Below are 17,871 nucleotides of genomic sequence, written 5' to 3'. Positions count from 1 at the left end.
CTACCTTGTGCCCGCGATGAGCAACCGGCCGGTTTTTCTTGTCGATTGGTGCGCAATGGCCATGCCATTGCCATGTCATTCGTGGCGAAGTTCCCGGTTCTCTCCCCATAAGCGGTGCCCTGTCGGCCGGTGACAGGTGAAACCCCTCAACACATGACAAGTTCCGGGAATGAAGTACTGCGTCGGTGACAAGTTGGCGACGGCCGGGCGCGGGCTCGCGGAAACTTCTGGAACTGGTATTGCAGAGCGAGGTTACCGGGCCGTAGCGTCCGGTGTGCGGCCGGTCCGGGCAGCTCAGAAGCCATCCGGAGCGTTCGCGTACACGCTCCCGGCCGCGCCCCCGAAGGCCGGGAGCCGCACGGGCGACATGCCCGGCCCGCCCCCGTCGACGGGCCCGGGGGTCTCCCCGGGGCGGGGGTGCCACGGCTCCGCTCCCTCCGGCCGCGGCGCTCCCGTTCCGCACGCACCACCGCCTTACTGCTCCAATTCTGCGCAGTCGTCCGTCCGGCCGGCTTCGGAACTTATCAACGAGTGACAACGAAAAGGGAATTCGCCGATGCGGCCGTCCGGGATCTTGTTTCGGCGCCGCCCGGCAACTTACCGTGCGCCCCTCGGTGCCCTTGTGTCACGTCGTACGTGCCTGCTGGAGGTGGGATGGGAATTGAAGTCGTGGTCGAAGGTCTGACCAAGTCCTTCGGCAAGCAGAACATCTGGCAGGACGTCACCCTCACCCTGCCCGCGGGCGAAGTCAGCGTCATGCTCGGCCCCTCCGGAACCGGAAAGACGGTCTTCCTCAAGTCGCTCATCGGGCTGCTCAAACCCGAGCGCGGCCGGGTCCTCATCAATGGCGTCGACATGGTGAGCAGCCCCGAACGGGACATCTACGAGACCCGGAAACTCTTCGGCCTCATGTTCCAGGACGGCGCGCTCTTCGGCTCGATGTCCCTTTTCGACAACATCGCCTTCCCGCTGCGCGAGCACACGCGCAAGAAGGAGTCGGAGATCCGTCGCATCGTCATGGAGCGGGTCGACATGGTCGGGCTCCTCGGCGCCGAGGAGAAGCTGCCCGGGGAGATCTCCGGCGGCATGCGCAAGCGCGCCGGGCTCGCCCGGGCGCTGGTCCTCGACCCGCAGATCATCCTCTGCGACGAGCCGGACTCGGGCCTCGACCCCGTGCGCACCGCCTTCATCTCCCAGCTCCTGATCGACCTGAACGCGCAGATCGACGCGACGATGCTGATCGTCACCCACAACCTCGACATCGCGGCGACCGTCCCCGACAACATGGGCATGCTCTTCCGTCGCAACCTCGTCACGTTCGGCCCGCGCGAGGTGCTCCTGACCAGCGAGGAGCCGGTCGTCGCGCAGTTCCTCAGCGGGCGCCGCGAGGGCCCCATCGGAATGTCCGAGGAGAAGGACGCCGCCACCCTCGCGAAGGAACAGCTCAACTCGGCGCCCAGTACGGCCGGTTCACCGCCCCGCCGCATCGTGCCGCAGCTGGAGCCCTCGCCCGGACTGCCCGCCCGCCAGGCGGTGCTGCGCCGCAAGCTGCGCGTGATGGGCATGCTCGACGAGCTGCCGCCCGCCGCCCGCCGCGCCGTGGAGAACGGCATGGCCCCGGCCCAGGAGGCGACGCCGTGACCATGGAGGCCGAGAGGAACCCGGCGCCCGCCCCGCCCCGCCCGGACCGGCCGCCGCGCCGCCAGATCCCCGGACTCGGAGCGTTCCGCCAGACCGGCCGGCTCTTCGCGCTGGCCGCCGCCGTCACCCGGGCCGTCTTCAAGCGGCCCTTCCAACTGCGCGAGTTCATCGAGCAGTTCTGGTTCATCGCCAGCGTCACCATCCTGCCCGCGGCTCTCGTCTCCATCCCCTTCGGCGCGGTCATCGCCCTCCAGGTCGGCTCGCTGACCCAGCAGCTCGGCGCCCAGTCCTTCACCGGCGGCGCCAGCGTCCTGGCCGTCATCCAGCAGGCCAGCCCGCTGATCGTGGCGCTGCTCATCGCGGGCGCCGGCGGCTCCGCGATCTGCGCCGACCTGGGCTCGCGCACGATCCGCGAAGAGCTGGACGCCATGGAGGTCATGGGCGTCTCGCCCGTCCAACGCCTCGTCGTTCCCCGTGTGTTGGCGACCATGTTCGTCGCCGTACTGCTCAACGGAATGGTGTCCGTCGTCGGCACCCTCGGCGGCTACTTCTTCAATGTCATCCTGCAGGGCGGCACCCCGGGCGCCTATCTCTCCAGCTTCTCCGCGCTCGCCCAGCTGCCCGACCTGTACGTCAGCGAGATCAAGGCGTTGATCTTCGGGTTCATCGCCGGGATCGTCGCCGCCTACCGCGGGCTCAACCCGCGCGGCGGGCCCAAGGGCGTCGGCGACGCGGTCAACCAGTCCGTGGTCATCACCTTCCTGCTGCTGTTCTTCGTGAACATGGTGCTCACCGGGATCTACCTCCAGATCGTCCCCCCGAAGGGCGGCTGACCGATGGCCCTCTTCAGCATCCTGGACCGCTCCGGTGACCAACTCGCCTTCTACGTCAGGGCGTTGCTCTGGATTCCCCGCACCCTGCGGCGATACCTCAAGGAGGTGCAGCGCCTGCTCGCCGAGGTCGCCTTCGGCAGCGGCGGACTCGGCGTCATCGGCGGCACCATCGGCGTGATGATCGCCATGACCCTGTTCACCGGCACGGTGGTCGGCCTCCAGGGCTACGCCGCCCTGAACCAGATCGGCACCGCGGCCTTCACCGGCTTCGTCTCCGCCTACTTCAACACCCGCGAGATCGCGCCGCTGGTCGCCGGGCTCGCACTGTCCGCCACGGTGGGCGCCGGCTTCACCGCCCAGCTCGGCGCGATGCGCATCAACGAGGAGATCGACGCCCTCGAAGGCATGGGCATCCGCAGCCTGCCCTACCTCGTCACCACCCGCATCATCGCCGGAGTCGTCGCGATCATCCCGCTGTACGCGATCGGACTGCTCAGCTCCTACTTCGCGTCCCGGCTCACCACGGTCGTCTTCAAGGGGCAGTCACGCGGCACCTTCGACCACTACTTCAATCTGTTCCTCTCGCCGACCGACGTGCTGCTCTCCGTGCTCAAGGTGCTCATCTTCAGCGTGATGGTGATCCTGGCCCACTGCTACTACGGCTTCCGCGCCACCGGCGGCCCGGCCGGAGTGGGGGTCGCGGTGGGCCGCTCGGTCCGCAACGCCATCGTGCTGATCGCCGTCACCGACTTCTTCCTCTCGCTCGCCCTGTGGGGCGCCACCACCACCGTGAAGGTGGCCGGATGAACGCGCTCACCGTCCGGCGCCGCACCGCCGGAGTCGTCTTCCTGCTGGTCCCTGCACTGCTCGTGTGGCTCTCGATCGCCGTGTACGACAAGCAGTTCACCCGCTCCGACACGGTGACCGTCGAGACCAGCAGTGTCGGCAACGAGATGCACCCCGGTGCCGAGGTGAAACTGCGCGGTGTCGTCGTCGGCGAGGTCCGCACCATCAGCGCGGACGGCACGGGGGCGAAGCTCACCCTCGCCCTCCAGCCGGACAAGCGCAGCCACATCCCGTCCGACGTACGGGCGCAGATGCTGCCGACCACGCTGTTCGGCGAGCGGTTCGTCGCGCTCGTACCGCCGGCGAACCCGTCCACGAGAGCGCTCCCGGCCGATGCGACCATCCCCCAGGACCGGTCGAGCAACGCCATCGAGCTGGAGCAGGTGCTCGACAACGTGCTGCCGATGCTGACCGCGGTGAAGCCCGACAAGCTGTCGTCCACGCTCTCCGCCGTCGCGCAGGCGCTGCGCGGCCGGGGCTCCCAACTCGGAGACACGCTCGTCACGTTGGACGCCCACCTGAAAAAGTTCAACCCGAACCTGCCCACCCTTAACGCGGACCTGGTGCAACTCGTCAAGGTCTCCGGGACCTACAGTGACGCCGCCCCCGACATCCTGAGAGCGCTCACCGACGCCACCACCACGACCGGCACGCTCGTCGACCAGCAGACCCAACTCCTGGGTGTGTACGGCCAGACGACGAAGACGGCGCAGGACCTCACCGGCTTCCTCCAGCAGAACAAGGACAACATCATCCGGCTCAGCGACGTCAGCCGGCCCACTCTGGACGTCCTCGCGAAGTACTCCTCGGCCTTCCCCTGCACCCTGCGGACCCTGGCCGGATTCGTCCCCGCGATGGACAAGGCGCTGGGCAAGGGCACCGACAAGCCCGGTCTGCACGTCACGGTCCGTGTCGTGCCCTCGCTCGGCAAGTACGTGCCGGGCCGTGACACCCCCGTCTACCGGGGCGGCGACGGTCCGCACTGCTATCCGGTGCCGTACCTCGGCTCGCCGCTCCCCGCCGAGAGCGCTCTCGCGAAGACCGCCGCCCCTTCCGGTGCCGGGCTCGGCCTGCCGAACTCGCCGCAGGAGAACCAGCTGGTGAACGAACTGCTCGCGCCCGCGCTCCGACAGGCCCCGCAGTCCCTGCCGGACTGGAGCAGCCTGCTCCTCGGTCCCGCCCTCAGAGGGACGGAGGTGACCATCAAGTGAAGCGCCGCAGCATCGCGGGCCCGCTCGTGAAGTCGCTGGTCTTCGTCCTGGTGACGGTGCTCGCGACCACCGTGCTCGCCCTGTCCATCGCCAACACCGGGGTGGGCGACACCACCAGCTACCGGGCCCGCTTCACCGACACCACCGGCCTGATCGAGGGCGACAGCGTCCGCATCGCCGGGGTGAAGGTCGGCCAGGTCGACAAGGTGGAGGTGGTCGACCGCAGGCTCGCCCAGGTCACGTTCTCCGTGCAGCGCGGCCGGAGCCTGCCGGGCACCACCACGGCCTCGATCAAGTACCTCAACATGGTCGGCCAGCGCTACGTCGAACTGGGCCGGGGCACCGGTGCGGTCGGCTCGGCGCTCGCGCCGGGCGCGACCATCCCGGTGCAGCGCACCACCCCCGCCCTCGACCTCACCCAGCTGTTCAACGGCTTCCAGCCCCTGTTCGAAGGGCTCTCGCCCAAGGACATGAACGACCTTGCGGGCTCGATCGTGCAGGTCCTCCAGGGCGAGGGCGGCACCGTGGACAGCCTGTTGAAGCACATCGGCTCGCTGACCACGACCGTCGCCGCCAAGGACAAGGTCATCGGCGAGGTCATCACCAACCTCAACACCGTTCTGACCACCGTCAACGACCGCGAAGCGGGCTTCAACGACCTCGTGGTCACCCTCCAGCAACTGGTCTCCGGGTTCGCCGGCGACCGCAAGCCGCTCGGCGAGGCGCTGGCCGCGATGGGCGACCTCACCACCGTCACCGCCGGGCTCTTCCAGGACGGTCGGGCCCCGCTGAAGGAGGACATCAAGCAACTCGGCCGGCTGTCCTCGAACCTCGCCGAGAGCGCTCCCCAGATCGAGAACTTCCTCCAGAAGACCCCCGAGAAGATGCGGGCCGTCACCCGCATCGCGTCGTACGGATCCTGGCTCAACCTCTACCTCTGCGAGGCCAAGGTGTCCGGCGTGAAGAACGAGGACGGCAGCCCGCCGCCCACCGGAATCCCGGTCAGCGAATCGAGGTGCCAGGGATGAGACTCCCCGCACCGCGATGGCCCGGGGTCCTAAGCCGGTCCCGTCCCACCGCCGAGCGCCCCGCCCCCGAGCCCTCCGACCGCAAAAGCCCTGCCCGGCGCCGGCCCCGGCTCAAGCCCATGAAGGAGCGCAACCCCGTCGCGGTCAGCCTGGTGGGCCTGCTCGTGCTGGCCCTGATCGGGCTTGCCGCCTACAACGCGGACTCCCTCCCGCTCATCGGCGGCGGCACCACCTACACCGCCGACTTCTCCGAGTCCGCCGGGCTGCGCGACGGCGACGAGGTGCGGATCGCCGGGGTCAAGGTCGGCGAGGTCAGCGGAGTGTCCCTGGACGGCGCCAAGGTGAAGGTCGCCTTCAAGGTGAAGGACGCCTGGATCGGCGACGCCTCGACCGCCGCCATCGCCATCAAGACCCTGCTCGGCGAGAAGTACCTGGCGATCGACCCGCTCGGCAGCGCCCGGCAGAACCCGGGCCACCGCATCCCGCTGAGCCGCACGACGTCCCCGTACGACGTCACCCAGGCCTTCGAGGGGCTCAGCAACACGATCGGCGAGATCGACACCGCCCAGCTCGCCAAGAGCTTCGAGACGATCTCCGACACCTTCAAGGACTCACCGCCCGATGTGCGCACCGCCGTCTCCGGACTCTCGGCACTGTCCAGGACCGTCTCGCAGCGCGACACTCAACTTGCCCAACTGCTCAAAGGCAGCGAGCAGTTGACCAAGACGCTGGCGAACAGGAAGAGCAGCTTCGAGACCCTCATCGACGACGGCGGACTGCTGCTCGGCGAGCTCAAGCAGCGCCGCGACGCCATCCAGGCACTCCTCAGCGGAACCCGGGGCCTGGGCACCCAGCTCACCGGACTCGTCAAGGACAACCAGGCCCAACTGGCGCCGACGCTCAAGGCGTTGGGGCGCGTCACGGACGTCCTCGTCAAGAACCAGCAGGGCCTGGACCGCACACTCGCCCTGGCCGGGCCCTACTACCGCCTCGTCGGCAACACCGTGGGCAACGGCCGCTGGTTCGACACCTACATCTGCGGGCTCGTCCCCCGGAACTACCTCCCGGCGAAGTCGCTCCCGACCACCGGCTGCATGCCGCCGAAGAACGGAGGCTACCCGTGAGCCGGCGACGCGCTCTCACGATCGTCCTGGCCCTCGCGGTGATCGCCGTCACCGTGGTCGGCGGGCTGCGCGTGTTCGCCGACTCCGGCGGCAAGCGGATCACCGCCTACTTCGACCACGCGGTCGGCGTCTACCCCGGGTCCGACCTGCGCATCCTCGGCGTGAAGGTCGGCGAGGTCGATTCGGTGACCCCCGAGGGCCGGCAGGTCAAAGTGGTCGTCACCGTGGACCGGGGCGTACGGGTGCCCAAGGACGTCCGGGCCGCCGTCGTCTCGCCCAGCGTCGTCGCGGACCGGTACGTCCAGCTCGCCCCCGCCTACACCGGGGGTCCCGAGATCGCCGACCGGGCGGTGCTGCCGGCCGCCCGCAACGCCACTCCCGTCGAGGTCGACCAGCTGTACGCGTCCATCACCGAGCTCAGCAAGTCGCTCGGACCCGACGGCGCGAACTCCTCGGGAGCGCTCTCCGGCCTGCTCGACACGGGGGCCAAGAACCTGAACGGCAACGGCGCCGCGATCGGCGACTCCATCGAGCAGTTCGGCAAGGCCGCCAAGACCCTCGACGGCAGCAGCGAGCACCTCTTCGCCACGCTGTCCTACCTCCAGACGTTCACCACCATGCTGAAGAACAAGGACGGCGCGGTCCGCGACGCACAGAACCAACTCGCGGACGTGACCTCGTTCTTCGCCGACAACAAGGACAACCTGGCGGGCGCGCTCAAGGAACTCGGCACGGCGCTCGGCAACGTCAAGACGTTCATCCAGGACAACCGGGGCAGCCTCAAGGCCGAGGTCGACAAGCTGGCCCCGCTCACCCAGATCCTCGTCGAGCAGCGGGCCTCGCTCGCCGAAGCCCTGGACACCGCGCCGCTGGCCGCCGGAAACGCTCTCAACGCCTACGACCCGGTCCACCGGACCCTCGACGGCCGGGGCAACATCAACGAGGTCAGCATGGGCGGCGACATCGTGTTCCCCGGCAACCCCTCGGTGGCGGGCAGCGCAGGTCTCGTACCGGTACCGGAGAGCCGCCTGAAAGCGCTCCCGGCTTTGCCCCTGCCCGCCGTCGGCACCGTGTACGGGACCTCCGACGCCCCGGCGAAGGGCTCCGCCGGCGGCTCGGCTTCCGGCTCCACGGGCCAGAACTCCACGGGCCGGAACTCGACGGGCAAGAACTCCACGGGTGAGAAGGGGAGCCGATGATGGCGGCGCGCATCACCCGGCGGACCGGCGCCGCACTCGGCGCCGGGGTCGCGGTCGTCGTGGCCCTGGCCCTCACCCTGGGCAGCTGTTCGGCGCCCTCGTTCTCCGGGATCGACCAGCTCCCGCTGCCCGGCGGGGCCGACCTCGGCAGCCATCCCTACGACATCACCGCCGAGTTCGCCGATGTCCTGAGCCTGGTTCCGCAGGCCGCGGTGAAGGTCAACGACGTCGCGGTGGGCCGGGTCACCAAGGTGTCCCTGGCCGCCGACGGCTGGTCCGCGAAGGTCACCATGCGGATCAGGGGAGACGTTCGACTGCCCGCCAACGCCTATGCCCAGCTGGAACAGTCCAGCCTCCTCGGCGAGAAGTTCGTCCAGCTCTCCGCACCGGTCGAGGCAGGCAGGAAGACGGCTCAGGGCGCGGCTCGAAGCACGACCCAGGGGACGACGGGGGCGGCCCCCGCGGCCCAGGAGACGGCCGAGGGGCGCCTCGGGCCCGGCGCCGTGATCCCGCTCTCCCGGACCAACCGCAACCCGGAGGTCGAGGAGGTCCTGGGAGCGCTCTCGATGCTGCTCAACGGAGGCGGCGTCAGCCAGTTGAAGACCATCACGACCGAACTGAACAAGGCGATCGGCGGCCGCGAACCCGAAGTCCGATCGATGCTCCAGCGCGTCAACACCCTGGTCACGGACCTGGACGGACACCGGGGCGACATCACGGACGCGCTGGACGGCGTCAACCGGCTCTCCGCCACGCTCGCCACCCGCAAGGAACAGGTCGGCACGGTGCTCACCGGCCTGTCGCCGGGTCTCAAGGTCCTTGAGGACCAACGGGGTTCACTCATGACGATGCTCAAGTCCCTCGACACCCTCTCCACGGTGGCCGTCTCCACGATCAACAAGAGCAAGGACGACATGGTGGCCGACCTGAAGGCGATCGCGCCGACGCTCCAGGCCCTCGCGGACTCGGGCAAGGACCTGCCGGACTCGCTCCAGGTGCTCCTCACCTATCCGTTCACCGACGAGGTGCTGCGCGGTGTGAAGGGCGACTACCTCAACGTCTACCTTTCGGTGACGGCCGCGCCCGGTACCCAGCTCATCCCACCCCTCACGACGCCGTCGCCCTCGACGGCGCCGGGCGCCCAGAAGGCCCCGCTCGGCCTGCCGCCCGTCGCCGGCTCACCGGGCTCCGGTTCGGGTTCGGGCTCCGGTTCTGGCTCCGGTTCTGAGGGGAAGAGCTGATGCTGACCCTCGCCACCCGGCTCAAGAACCTCGCGTTCCTCGTCATCGGGGTGCTCGTCCTCGGCTACACCGGGTTCCGGTACGCCGACGTGGGCCACTACGTGGGCATCCGCGACTACTACACCGTCAAGGTCCATCTCGCCGAGACCGGGGGCCTGTTCACCCACTCCAACGTGACCTACCGGGGCGTGTCGGTCGGCCGTGTCGGGCCCATCGGACTGACCGACGACGGCGTCGTGGCCGAGCTGCGCATCAACAACTCGGCGCCGCCCATCCCGACCGCCCTCGACGCCGTGGTGGCCAACCTCTCCGCCGTCGGCGAGGAGTACATCGACCTGCGGCCCACCACCGACGACGGGCCCTACCTCGGTGACGGCGGTGTGATCGACCAGTACCAGACGAGCACCCCCGCGCCCGTGACCACCGTCCTCTCCAGCGTCAACGGCCTCGCCGCATCGGTGCCGTTGGACTCGCTGCGGACCGTCGTCGACGAGTTCGGGAAGGCCTTCGAGGGGCGCGGCGACGACCTCCAGGTCCTCCTCGACAACGGCACCGACTTCGTGCGGGCAGCCGACAAGGCGCTCCCGAGCACCACCACGCTGCTCGCGGACGGCCAGACCGTCCTGACCACCCAGGCCGAGGAGGGCCAGGCCATCAGGACGTTCGCCTCCGGGGCCAAGGAGCTGGCCGCGACCCTCAAGGGCTCGGACACCGATCTGCGCAGGCTGATCGCCGCCGCACCCGACGCGGCCGGGCAGGTCAGCGGTCTGCTCCGGGACCTCAATCCGTCGATCAGCGTGGTGCTCGCCAACCTCCTCACGACCGCGGACGTGGCGGTCACCCGGCAGCGCGGGATCGAGGAACTCCTCGTGAAGGTACCGCCGTTGGTGGCGGCGGGAGCCACCGCCATCGACACCAAGGGCGCCAACCTGGGCATGGCGGTCACCTTCTTCGCACCGCTTCCGTGCACCGAGGGGTATGGCGGCACGGTCTACCGCAACGGCCTGGAAACGGTCGACACGCCGAGCCTCAACACCAAGGCGCGGTGCGCCGCGCCCGCGAGCAGCGGCAAGGACGTCCGCGGCTCGGCGCACGCCCCGGCCGGCGCCCCGCTCGGCCCCCCGGCCCAGCCGGGTGCCCTGCCTCCCACCCCGGCCGCGGCCGCCACGGCCGCGCCGCCCACCGCCCGGCCGGCCGCGCTCCCCGGCGCCCTGGCGCTGCCCGCGCTCCCGAGCGGCGGCCCCTCGGACCTGGCCGGACTGCTCGGGCTCACGTCCGGCGCCGGCGGAAAGGACGGACGGCCGTGATCAGGCTCCCCGCCCGGCCCAGGCTGCGACGCGCCGTCGTCGCGGCCGCCCTCACCGTCTCGGTCGCCTTCGCCGCCTTCGCGGGCTGGACCTACTTCCAGGCGCGGAACGACGATTCGGTCGCGTACGCCACCTCGCGGGACGCCGCCCTCAAGGCCGGCCGTACGCAGATCGCCGCGCTCTCCACGCTGGACGCGGCCCGCCCCGACACGGCGCTGCGCAGCTGGCTCGACGCCTCTACGGGCCCGCTCCACGACGAGCTGCGCCGCACGGGCGCCGGAAAGCCGACGGCCTCGGCGCGGGGGGAGGTGACGGACGCGGCCGTCACCGAACTCGACGACCGTTCCGGCACGGCGAAGCTCATCGCGACGGTCGAGGTCCGGGTCACCCCGGCGGGCGGCGCGGCGACCACCGACCGCAAGCGGCTCGAAGCGGCGCTCGAACGCACCGACGGAGGTTGGAAGTTGAAGGCACTCAGTGCGGTCCCGGTCGCCGCGTCCTGAGCCCGGGCCGGTCGGCCCGGCCAGGGAGCGGCAGGCGGCGGCAGCAGTGGCAGGGACCGAGCGGGAGAGACGAGGGAGGGCCGGCGTGAGCACGGCAGAGCTGAGGTCGGTATCCGGCCCGGACCCGGACGAAGCGCGCCTCGAAGCGGGACGGGCAGCGGCGTCGGCTCCGGACGAGGCGGCCCTCGCGGGAGAGCGGCCCGGAGAGCCGGCCCTGGAGGCGGCCGCCGCTCCCACCAGCGAGGGCGCCGGGCGTCTCGGCGATGGCGCTGTGTCTTCTGGCGAGGGCGTGGCCTCTTCGGGACAGCGCGCCGCTCCTGCCGGTGGGGGCAACGCTCCTTCCGGTGGGTCCGCCGTACCTCCCGGCGATGGCGCTGCGCCTGCCGGCGAGGCCGTGGCCTCCTCCGGCGAGAATGCTGCTTCGTCCGGTGGGGGCGCCGCTCCTGCCGGTGGGGGCAACGCTCCGTCCGGTGAGGCCGCCGTACCCTCCGGTGAGGCCGCCGCTTCCTCCGAGGAATCCGCTGCGCCGTCAACGTCTCGCCTGCGCCGCGCCCTCACCCTCGTCTGTGTTCTCGTTCTCCTCCTGGGCGGGGCCGGACTCCTTTTCCAGGCGCGGCAGTTGACCACCACCCCCGCCACGGCCAACCGCGCTCTCACCGACGCCTCCGACACCACCCGTGTCATCGGCGACGTCAGCAACACGCTCGGCAAGGTCTTCTCGTACGCGGCGCAGGACACCAGCGCCACCGAACAGGCGGCCAAGGAGCTGCTCGGCGGGCGCGCGGCCACTCAATATGCGGCGCTGTTCGGCGAGTTGAGGCAGCGCGCCGCCGATCAGAAGCTCAGCCTCACCACCCACGTCGTGCGGGCCGGAGTCACCCGGCTCACGCACGACCGGGCGGAGCTGCTCGTCTTTCTCGACCAGCGGGCCCAGCGGGACAAGAGCGCCGCCACCACGGCCGCCGCCCAGCTGTCCGTCACCGCCCAACTCGACAACGGGCACTGGCAGATCACCGACATCCGAGCCCGTTAGGACCGGCCCGCCGCCGGGCCCCGCGAGAGGGAGCACGAAGAACATGGCACGCATGACGACCCAGCCCCTGCTCATCGCCGCGATGGTGCTCACGCTGCTCGCGGGCGGATTCGCGGTGTGGGCCGGCTGGTCCTGGTACGGCGCGGCGCACGACGACGCGGCCGCCTACGCCGCCTCCCGGGACAAGGTCCTCGCGGCCGGCGAGCAGGCCGTCCAGAACCTCTCCACCCTCGACCACAACGACCTCGCGCACGGCCTCGACATGTGGCAGGACTCCACGACCGGCGATCTGCACCAGCAACTGGCGGACGGTCGAGTCGAGTTCGAGAAGCAGGTGCAGCAGGCGCAGACCGTCACCACGGCGAAGGTACTGGACGGAGCGGTCACCGAGCTCGACGACCGGGCGGGCAAGGCCCGGGTGATGGTGGCGCTGCGGATCACCGTGCAGGCCCCCAAGGAGAAGCCCGCCGCCAAGGACAGCAGGATGCTCGGCGAACTCACCCGCACGTCGAGCGGCTGGAAGCTCAGTGCCCTCGGCCAGGCGCCGGTCGGCAACAGCGCGGCCAACTGACCACCCGTACGCATCCGGACAGGAGCCGCACATGTCGACGACCCGTCACCTGGTCAACCGTCAGCGCCGACTGGCCAGCGCCGGCGCCGCCCGCGTGGCCACCGAAGCCGCGCCGCCCGAGCGGAAGCCGAGAGCCCTCAACCCAGCTGACGGGAGGCCGAGTTCGCCGACGGGGGAGGCGCCGAAGGGGGCGACAGAGAAGACGGCAGAGGAGACCGCCGGGCCTCCCGCCCGGCGCCGACTTCCCGGTTCCCGGGGCGCAGTCCGGAGCGGGCTGCGCCGTGTGCTGTCCGTGCGCACCCCGGTGGTCCTGTGCATCCTGGTCGTGCTGCTCGGCGGCTTCGCCGCGTTCGCCGCGACCCGGGCCGACTCGCTGCGCTCCGACCCGGCCGCCCGGAACGCCGCGCTCACCGACCCCGCCCGCACCAGCGAGGTCAAGGGACAGACCGAGAAGGCCGTCGCCGCACTGTTCTCGTACAACTACGCGGACTCCGGACCTGCGGACAAGGCGGCCTCGACTCTGCTGACGGGCAAGGCGGTTCAGCAGCACCGCGGCATGCTGGCGGCGGTGCGGGCCCAGGCCAAGGACCAGAAGCTGGTGCTGACGACCACCGTGACCGAGAGCGGTGTGGAGATGATCGACGGCTCCCGCGCCCGGGTCCTGGTCTACGCCGATCAGAGCAGCACGCGCACCGCGGGCAAGAAGCCCGAAACGACGTACGCCGCCGCGATGTTCGCCGTCGACGTGGCGCGCGGGAGCAACGGCACCTGGCAGATCTCCGGCATCGACACCTTCGGGCAGGGATCGTGAAATCCTCTACGCACCTCGTCCGCCTACGTCGCCTCTCGCTCCTCGCGGGCCGGGGGCGGTTACGGCGCGGAGTCACGGGCACCGCGGTCGCGGCCGTCGCGATGGCCGCGCTCACCGCGTCCCAGGCCCCGGGCCTGCTGCGTCCCGCGCCACCGCACCAGGACCGGCCCCAGGCCGCCGGACCGGCCGCCGCGGCACAGGAGGCGCCCCCCGCCGACGGCGCGTACCACACCGAACTCCCCCCGCTCGTGGCCTCGCCGCGACCGGCGAGCGTGCCGCCCGTCGTGGGCGTCGTCGACCCGGTGTGGACGCAGGAGGGCATCCCGGCCACCGTGCTCGCCGCGTACCAGCGGGCCGAGACCCGACTGCGCGGGAGCACACCGCGCTGCCATCTGCCCTGGCAACTGCTCGCCGCCCTCGGCAAGGTGGAGTCGGGGCACGCGGGTGGCGGCCGGGTCGACGCGCAGGGCACCACGCTCACCCCGATCCTCGGCCCGGTGCTCGACGGCGCGGGCTTCGCGAACATCGCCGACACCGACCACGGCGCCCTGGACGGCGACACCCGCCACGACCGTGCGGTGGGCCCGATGCAGTTCATTCCGTCCACCTGGGCGACCTGGGGTCAGGACGGCAACGGGGACGGCCGCAAGGACCCCGACAACGTCTTCGACGCGGCGCTCGCCGCCGGGGTGTACCTGTGCGCGGACGCGCGCGACCTGGCCCGCCCGGCAGACCTCGACCGCGCGGTGCTCAGCTACAACCACTCGGCCGACTATCTGCGCACGGTCCTGTCGTGGCTGGAGTTCTATCACCGGGGCACCCACGCCGTTCCCGACGGCAAGGGAGTGCTGCCGAGCACGCCGGGCGCGGGCAGCGCCCAGCAGATCGGCGAGGACCAGGGCCGCAAACAGGGCGGCGGGATCGTGATCGGGCCGCAGCCGAGTGGCCGGCCGTCCTCCGTCCCCTCGCGCCCCGGCAGCAGCCCGTCGGCCTCGCTGCCCCCGCACTCGCCGTCCCCCACGGCCTCCCCGTCCCCGACCTCCTCCGGCAGCCCGAGCCCATCGCCCTCGCCGTCGGGGAGCGCGAGCCCGGGGCCCTCGCCGTCCGGCAGCCCGGGCCTGCCGGGCTGCGCCACCGGATCACCCTCCGCCTCGCCGACCCCGGAGCCCTCCGGCACGCCGACCGGCCCGGGCTGCCCCTCACCCACCCCCTGACGAAAGCACCTCCGCGAGCTCCGGCCGCCGTCACCCACCCCCTGACGAAAGCACCTCCGCGAGGTCGTAGCGGACCGGCTCCTCCAGCTGGGCGTAGGTGCAGCTGCGGGGCGACCGGTCCGGGCGCCAGCGGCGGAACTGCGCGGTGTGCCGGAACCGGTCGCCCTCCATGTGGTCGTACGCCACCTCCACCACCCGCTCCGGGCGTACCGCCACCCACGACAGGTCCTTCTTGCCGGTCCAGCGGCTGGGCGCGCCCGGAAGGCGGGCGCCCTCGTGCGCGGCCTCCTCGGCCCAGGCGGCCCAGGGGTGCTTCTCGGCGACCGGGTCGGCCATGAGCAGCGGGGCCAGTTCGTCGATCAGCTCCGCCCGGCGTTTCATCGGGAAGGCCGCGCACACCCCGACGTGCTGGAGCGCGCCCTCGTCGTCGTACAGGCCGAGCAGGAGCGAGCCGACCACCGGGCCGCTCTTGTGGTGGCGGTACCCGGCGACCACCACGTCCGCCGTGCGCTCGTGCTTGATCTTGTACATGAGCCGGGCGTCGGGCCGGTAGGGGAGGTCGAGCGGCTTGGCGACCACGCCGTCGAGTCCGGCGCCCTCGTACTGCTCGAACCACCGCCGGGCGACCTCGATGTCGGTGGTGGCCGGGGCGAGGTGGACGGGCGCCGACACCCCCTCCAGCGCCTCGGTGAGCAGCGCCCGCCGTTCGGCCAGCGGGGTGTCGAGCAGCGAGGTGTCGCCGAGGGCGAGCAGGTCGAAGGCGATGAAGCTCGCCGGGGTCTGTTCGGCGAGCAGCTTCACCCGGGAAGCGGCCGGGTGGATGCGCTCGCTGAGCCGGTCGAAGTCGAGTCGGCCCTCGTGCGCGACGACGATCTCGCCGTCCATCACGCAGCGTTCGGGAAGGCGCTCCTCAAGGGCTGCCGCGAGCTCCGGAAAGTACCGGGTCAGGGGCTTGCCGTTGCGGCTTCCGATGACGATCTCGGGCCCGTCGCGGTGGACGATCGCCCGGAACCCGTCCCACTTGGCCTCGTAACTCATCCCGGGCGGGATCTTCGCCACCGATTTGGCGAGCATCGGCTTCACAGGAGGCATCACCGGGAGATCCATACAACCGATTCTCGCCGATATGCGGCATTGGTGCCCGCCGCCTACCGTGGCGTGCATGGGCATGGGCATGGGCAAGGGCGAGGCGATCGAGCTGGAGGCCGGCGGGCGGACCGTGCGGCTGTCCAATCCGGGCAAGATCTACTTCCCGGGGCCCGGCTACACCAAGCTGGACGTGGCGCGGTACTACCTGGCGGTCGCCGACGGCATCACACGCGCCCTGCGCGACCGCCCCACCACCCTGGAGCGCTATCCCGACGGCGTGGAGGGCGAGTCGTTCTTCCAGAAGCGGGCGCCCAAGAACCTCCCCGACTGGATCCCGACCGCCCGCATCGCCTTCCCCAGCGGCCGGCACGCCGACGAGATCTGCCCCACCGAGCCCGCCGCCGTGCTGTGGGCGGCCCAGCTCGGCTGTCTCACCTTCCATCCCTGGCCGGTGCGGCGCGAGGCGACCGACCACCCCGACGAACTCCGTATCGACCTGGACCCGCAGCCCGGTACCGACTTCGACGACGCCGTCCCGGTCGCCCATGAACTGCGCGCCCTGTTGAGCGAGTTGGGGATCACCGGCTATCCCAAGACGTCGGGAGGACGGGGCATCCACGTCTTCGTGCCGATCGAGCCGCGCTGGACGTTCACCGAGGTGCGCCGCTGCGCCATCGCGATCGGCCGTGAGCTGGAGCGCCGGATGGCGGGCCGGGTCACCACCGCCTGGTGGAAGGAGGAGCGCGGCGAGCGGATCTTCGTGGACTACAACCAGACCGCCCGCGACCGCACGATCGCCTCCGCCTACTCGGTACGCCCCAAGCCGCACGCCCCGGTGTCGGCGCCGCTGCGCTGGGACGAACTCGACGACGTCCACCCCGAGGACTTCGATCTGCGCACCATGCCCGCGCGCTACGCCGAACTCGGCGATCTGCACGCGGAGATGGACGACCACGCCTTCGGTCTTGAGCCGCTCCTGGAACTCGCCGCGCGCGACGAACACGACCACGCGCTCGGCGACCTGCCGTACCCGCCGGACTACCCCAAGATGCCGGGGGAGCCCAAGCGGGTACAGCCGAGCCGCGCCAAGGACAAGTAGCCCGGGCCCGGTTCAGGCGACGGCGACCGGCGAGGCCAGCTCGAAGTCGGCCGCGTCGACGCCGCCCTCCTTGGTGTCGTCGTTGGCGAACACGAACGACTCGATGGGCACGCCCCGTTCGTCGCTGAGCGCGGCCACCAGCTCCTGCACCACGACCGTCTCCAGGACGACCCGGGCGCTGGGTGCGGTCCGCGGCAGGCGGACGACGCCGAGGCTGTCGGCCGGGTCGACGTCCTGGGTGGTGATCAGGAGGGTGAGGTGACCGGCCGAGGAGAGCGAGCGGGCGAGCTCGACCTCGCGGCCGTCGCCGAAGACGAGGTGCAGGGTGTTGCCCGCCGATTCCATCTCGCCGTGCAGGTAGTTGCGCGTGACCGAGGCAGCGGCCGGCATCCGGGGCACCTCGCGCAGCAGCAGGGCGGCCTCCTCGGCGCTGACCCGGGAGGCGCCGGAGGCCACGCAGTCGGCCGCGACACAGCGGGCCGCGCGGTGGCGCAGCGCTGCGACCACCTCGGCCGCCCGGGCGCGGACGCCCTCCAGATGCGGGGTGAGGCCGTCCCACGGGTCGTCCGCCCGGCCCGCTATCGCGCCGGCGACCAGGTCGAGGGCGACGACCGTGGCGGTGAAGCCGACGGTCGAGGCGTACGAGTCCGGCTCGTTGCCCAGGTCGATGGTCAGGCCGGCGAGTTCACCCAGCGGGGAGGGCGTGACATTGAGGACGGCGAGCGTCGGCACGCCCTCGGCCGCCTTGAACGCGGCGATCGTCTCCGAGCTGCGGCCGCCCTGCGAAACCCCGATCAGCAGATCGGTCTCGAAGCCGCGCAGCCCGTCCTCGATCTCGCTGGCGAGCACCCGCTGGGCCGGTACGCCGTGGCCGCGGAGCACCTCGACCGGCACGGCGAGCGCCGCGTAGGAGGCGCCGATCCCGGCCAGGAGCGGGCGCCGGGCCGCGCGCAACGGTTCCAGGGCCGGGCCGTCGAGCTGCCGGCGCACATGGGCGATCACGCGGTCCAGCGCCTGCGGCTGGCCGCTCTGGCCGTCGAGGAAGGTGATACGCGATCCGGACATGAAGGATTCCTTTCGTGGGCCCCGCCGGGTGCGGGCGGCGGGGACGCGGAACGAGT

17 protein-coding genes are annotated in these 17,871 nt (G+C 71.2%); 15 read left to right on the top strand and 2 right to left on the bottom strand.

Features of this window, described 5'->3' with window-relative positions:
- Nucleotides 1-654 precede the first annotated feature (654 nt).
- The 14 genes from IE267_RS17515 (at nucleotide 655) to IE267_RS17450 (ending at nucleotide 14,562) form a co-directional block, all read left to right on the top strand.
- Nucleotides 655-1,641 (top strand): ABC transporter ATP-binding protein, encoded by a 987-nt coding sequence (locus IE267_RS17515; RefSeq protein WP_189763857.1) that lies wholly within the window; start codon nucleotides 655-657, stop codon nucleotides 1,639-1,641.
- 2 nt (nucleotides 1,642-1,643) lie between these two features.
- Nucleotides 1,644-2,474 (top strand): MlaE family ABC transporter permease, encoded by an 831-nt coding sequence (locus tag IE267_RS17510; RefSeq protein WP_229861314.1) that lies wholly within the window; start codon nucleotides 1,644-1,646, stop codon nucleotides 2,472-2,474.
- Nucleotides 2,475-2,477: 3 nt separating this feature from the next.
- Complete coding sequence (locus IE267_RS17505) at nucleotides 2,478-3,281, top strand: MlaE family ABC transporter permease (RefSeq protein WP_161249891.1); 804 nt, start codon at nucleotides 2,478-2,480, stop codon at nucleotides 3,279-3,281.
- On the top strand, nucleotides 3,278-4,531 hold the full coding sequence (locus IE267_RS17500; RefSeq protein ID WP_167152330.1) for an MCE family protein: 1,254 nt from the start codon (nucleotides 3,278-3,280) through the stop codon (nucleotides 4,529-4,531). Before IE267_RS17505 ends, IE267_RS17500 begins: the two co-directional genes overlap by 4 nt.
- Nucleotides 4,528-5,559, top strand: coding sequence for an MCE family protein (locus IE267_RS17495; protein ID WP_161249895.1), 1,032 nt, complete (start codon nucleotides 4,528-4,530; stop codon nucleotides 5,557-5,559). Before IE267_RS17500 ends, IE267_RS17495 begins: the two co-directional genes overlap by 4 nt.
- 119 nt (nucleotides 5,560-5,678) lie before the next feature.
- Complete coding sequence (locus IE267_RS17490) at nucleotides 5,679-6,683, top strand: MCE family protein (protein WP_229861285.1); 1,005 nt, start codon at nucleotides 5,679-5,681, stop codon at nucleotides 6,681-6,683.
- Complete coding sequence (locus IE267_RS17485; protein ID WP_167152326.1) at nucleotides 6,680-7,882, top strand: MCE family protein; 1,203 nt, start codon at nucleotides 6,680-6,682, stop codon at nucleotides 7,880-7,882. Before IE267_RS17490 ends, IE267_RS17485 begins: the two co-directional genes overlap by 4 nt.
- Nucleotides 7,882-9,123 (top strand): MlaD family protein, encoded by a 1,242-nt coding sequence (locus IE267_RS17480; protein ID WP_373304570.1) that lies wholly within the window; start codon nucleotides 7,882-7,884, stop codon nucleotides 9,121-9,123. The genes IE267_RS17485 and IE267_RS17480 overlap by 1 nt, the downstream gene beginning before the upstream one ends.
- Nucleotides 9,123-10,430, top strand: coding sequence for an MCE family protein (locus tag IE267_RS17475; RefSeq protein WP_189763854.1), 1,308 nt, complete (start codon nucleotides 9,123-9,125; stop codon nucleotides 10,428-10,430). Before IE267_RS17480 ends, IE267_RS17475 begins: the two co-directional genes overlap by 1 nt.
- Entirely contained in the window at nucleotides 10,427-10,933 is a 507-nt protein-coding gene (locus IE267_RS17470) for an Rv1363c family protein (RefSeq protein ID WP_229861284.1), read from the top strand. The genes IE267_RS17475 and IE267_RS17470 overlap by 4 nt, the downstream gene beginning before the upstream one ends.
- Before the next feature lie 619 nt (nucleotides 10,934-11,552).
- Nucleotides 11,553-11,966: a hypothetical protein gene (locus tag IE267_RS17465; RefSeq protein ID WP_189763853.1), complete on the top strand. Its 414-nt coding sequence runs from the start codon at nucleotides 11,553-11,555 to the stop codon at nucleotides 11,964-11,966.
- A gap of 43 nt (nucleotides 11,967-12,009) precedes the next feature.
- A complete protein-coding gene (locus IE267_RS17460; RefSeq protein WP_189763852.1) occupies nucleotides 12,010-12,537 on the top strand; it encodes an Rv1363c family protein in 528 nt (175 codons plus the stop codon).
- Between the two features lie 31 nt (nucleotides 12,538-12,568).
- Complete coding sequence (locus IE267_RS17455) at nucleotides 12,569-13,348, top strand: hypothetical protein (RefSeq protein WP_189763851.1); 780 nt, start codon at nucleotides 12,569-12,571, stop codon at nucleotides 13,346-13,348.
- A 101-nt stretch (nucleotides 13,349-13,449) separates the two neighbouring features.
- Nucleotides 13,450-14,562 (top strand): lytic transglycosylase domain-containing protein, encoded by a 1,113-nt coding sequence (locus tag IE267_RS17450; protein WP_189764039.1) that lies wholly within the window; start codon nucleotides 13,450-13,452, stop codon nucleotides 14,560-14,562.
- 30 nt (nucleotides 14,563-14,592) lie between these two features.
- Here IE267_RS17450 and IE267_RS17445 read toward each other — a convergent pair whose 3' ends face one another.
- Complete coding sequence (locus IE267_RS17445) at nucleotides 14,593-15,669, bottom strand: ATP-dependent DNA ligase (RefSeq protein WP_189763850.1); 1,077 nt, start codon at nucleotides 15,667-15,669, stop codon at nucleotides 14,593-14,595.
- A gap of 61 nt (nucleotides 15,670-15,730) precedes the next feature.
- Between IE267_RS17445 and ligD the strand changes: the two genes are divergently transcribed.
- Complete coding sequence (gene ligD / locus IE267_RS17440) at nucleotides 15,731-16,750, top strand: non-homologous end-joining DNA ligase (protein ID WP_189764038.1); 1,020 nt, start codon at nucleotides 15,731-15,733, stop codon at nucleotides 16,748-16,750.
- 12 nt (nucleotides 16,751-16,762) lie between these two features.
- Here the strand turns inward: ligD and IE267_RS17435 are convergent, their stop codons facing one another.
- The gene (locus IE267_RS17435) at nucleotides 16,763-17,815 is read right to left on the bottom strand and encodes an SIS domain-containing protein (RefSeq protein ID WP_189763849.1); all 1,053 of its coding nucleotides are present in this window, start codon (nucleotides 17,813-17,815) and stop codon (nucleotides 16,763-16,765) included.
- Nucleotides 17,816-17,871: the final 56 nt, after the last annotated feature.

The sequence above is a fragment of the Streptomyces xanthochromogenes genome, assembly GCF_014650455.1.
Taxonomy (GTDB): Bacteria; Actinomycetota; Actinomycetes; order Streptomycetales; family Streptomycetaceae; genus Streptomyces; species Streptomyces xanthochromogenes.
This window is presented reverse-complemented; position numbering and strand designations above follow the sequence as displayed.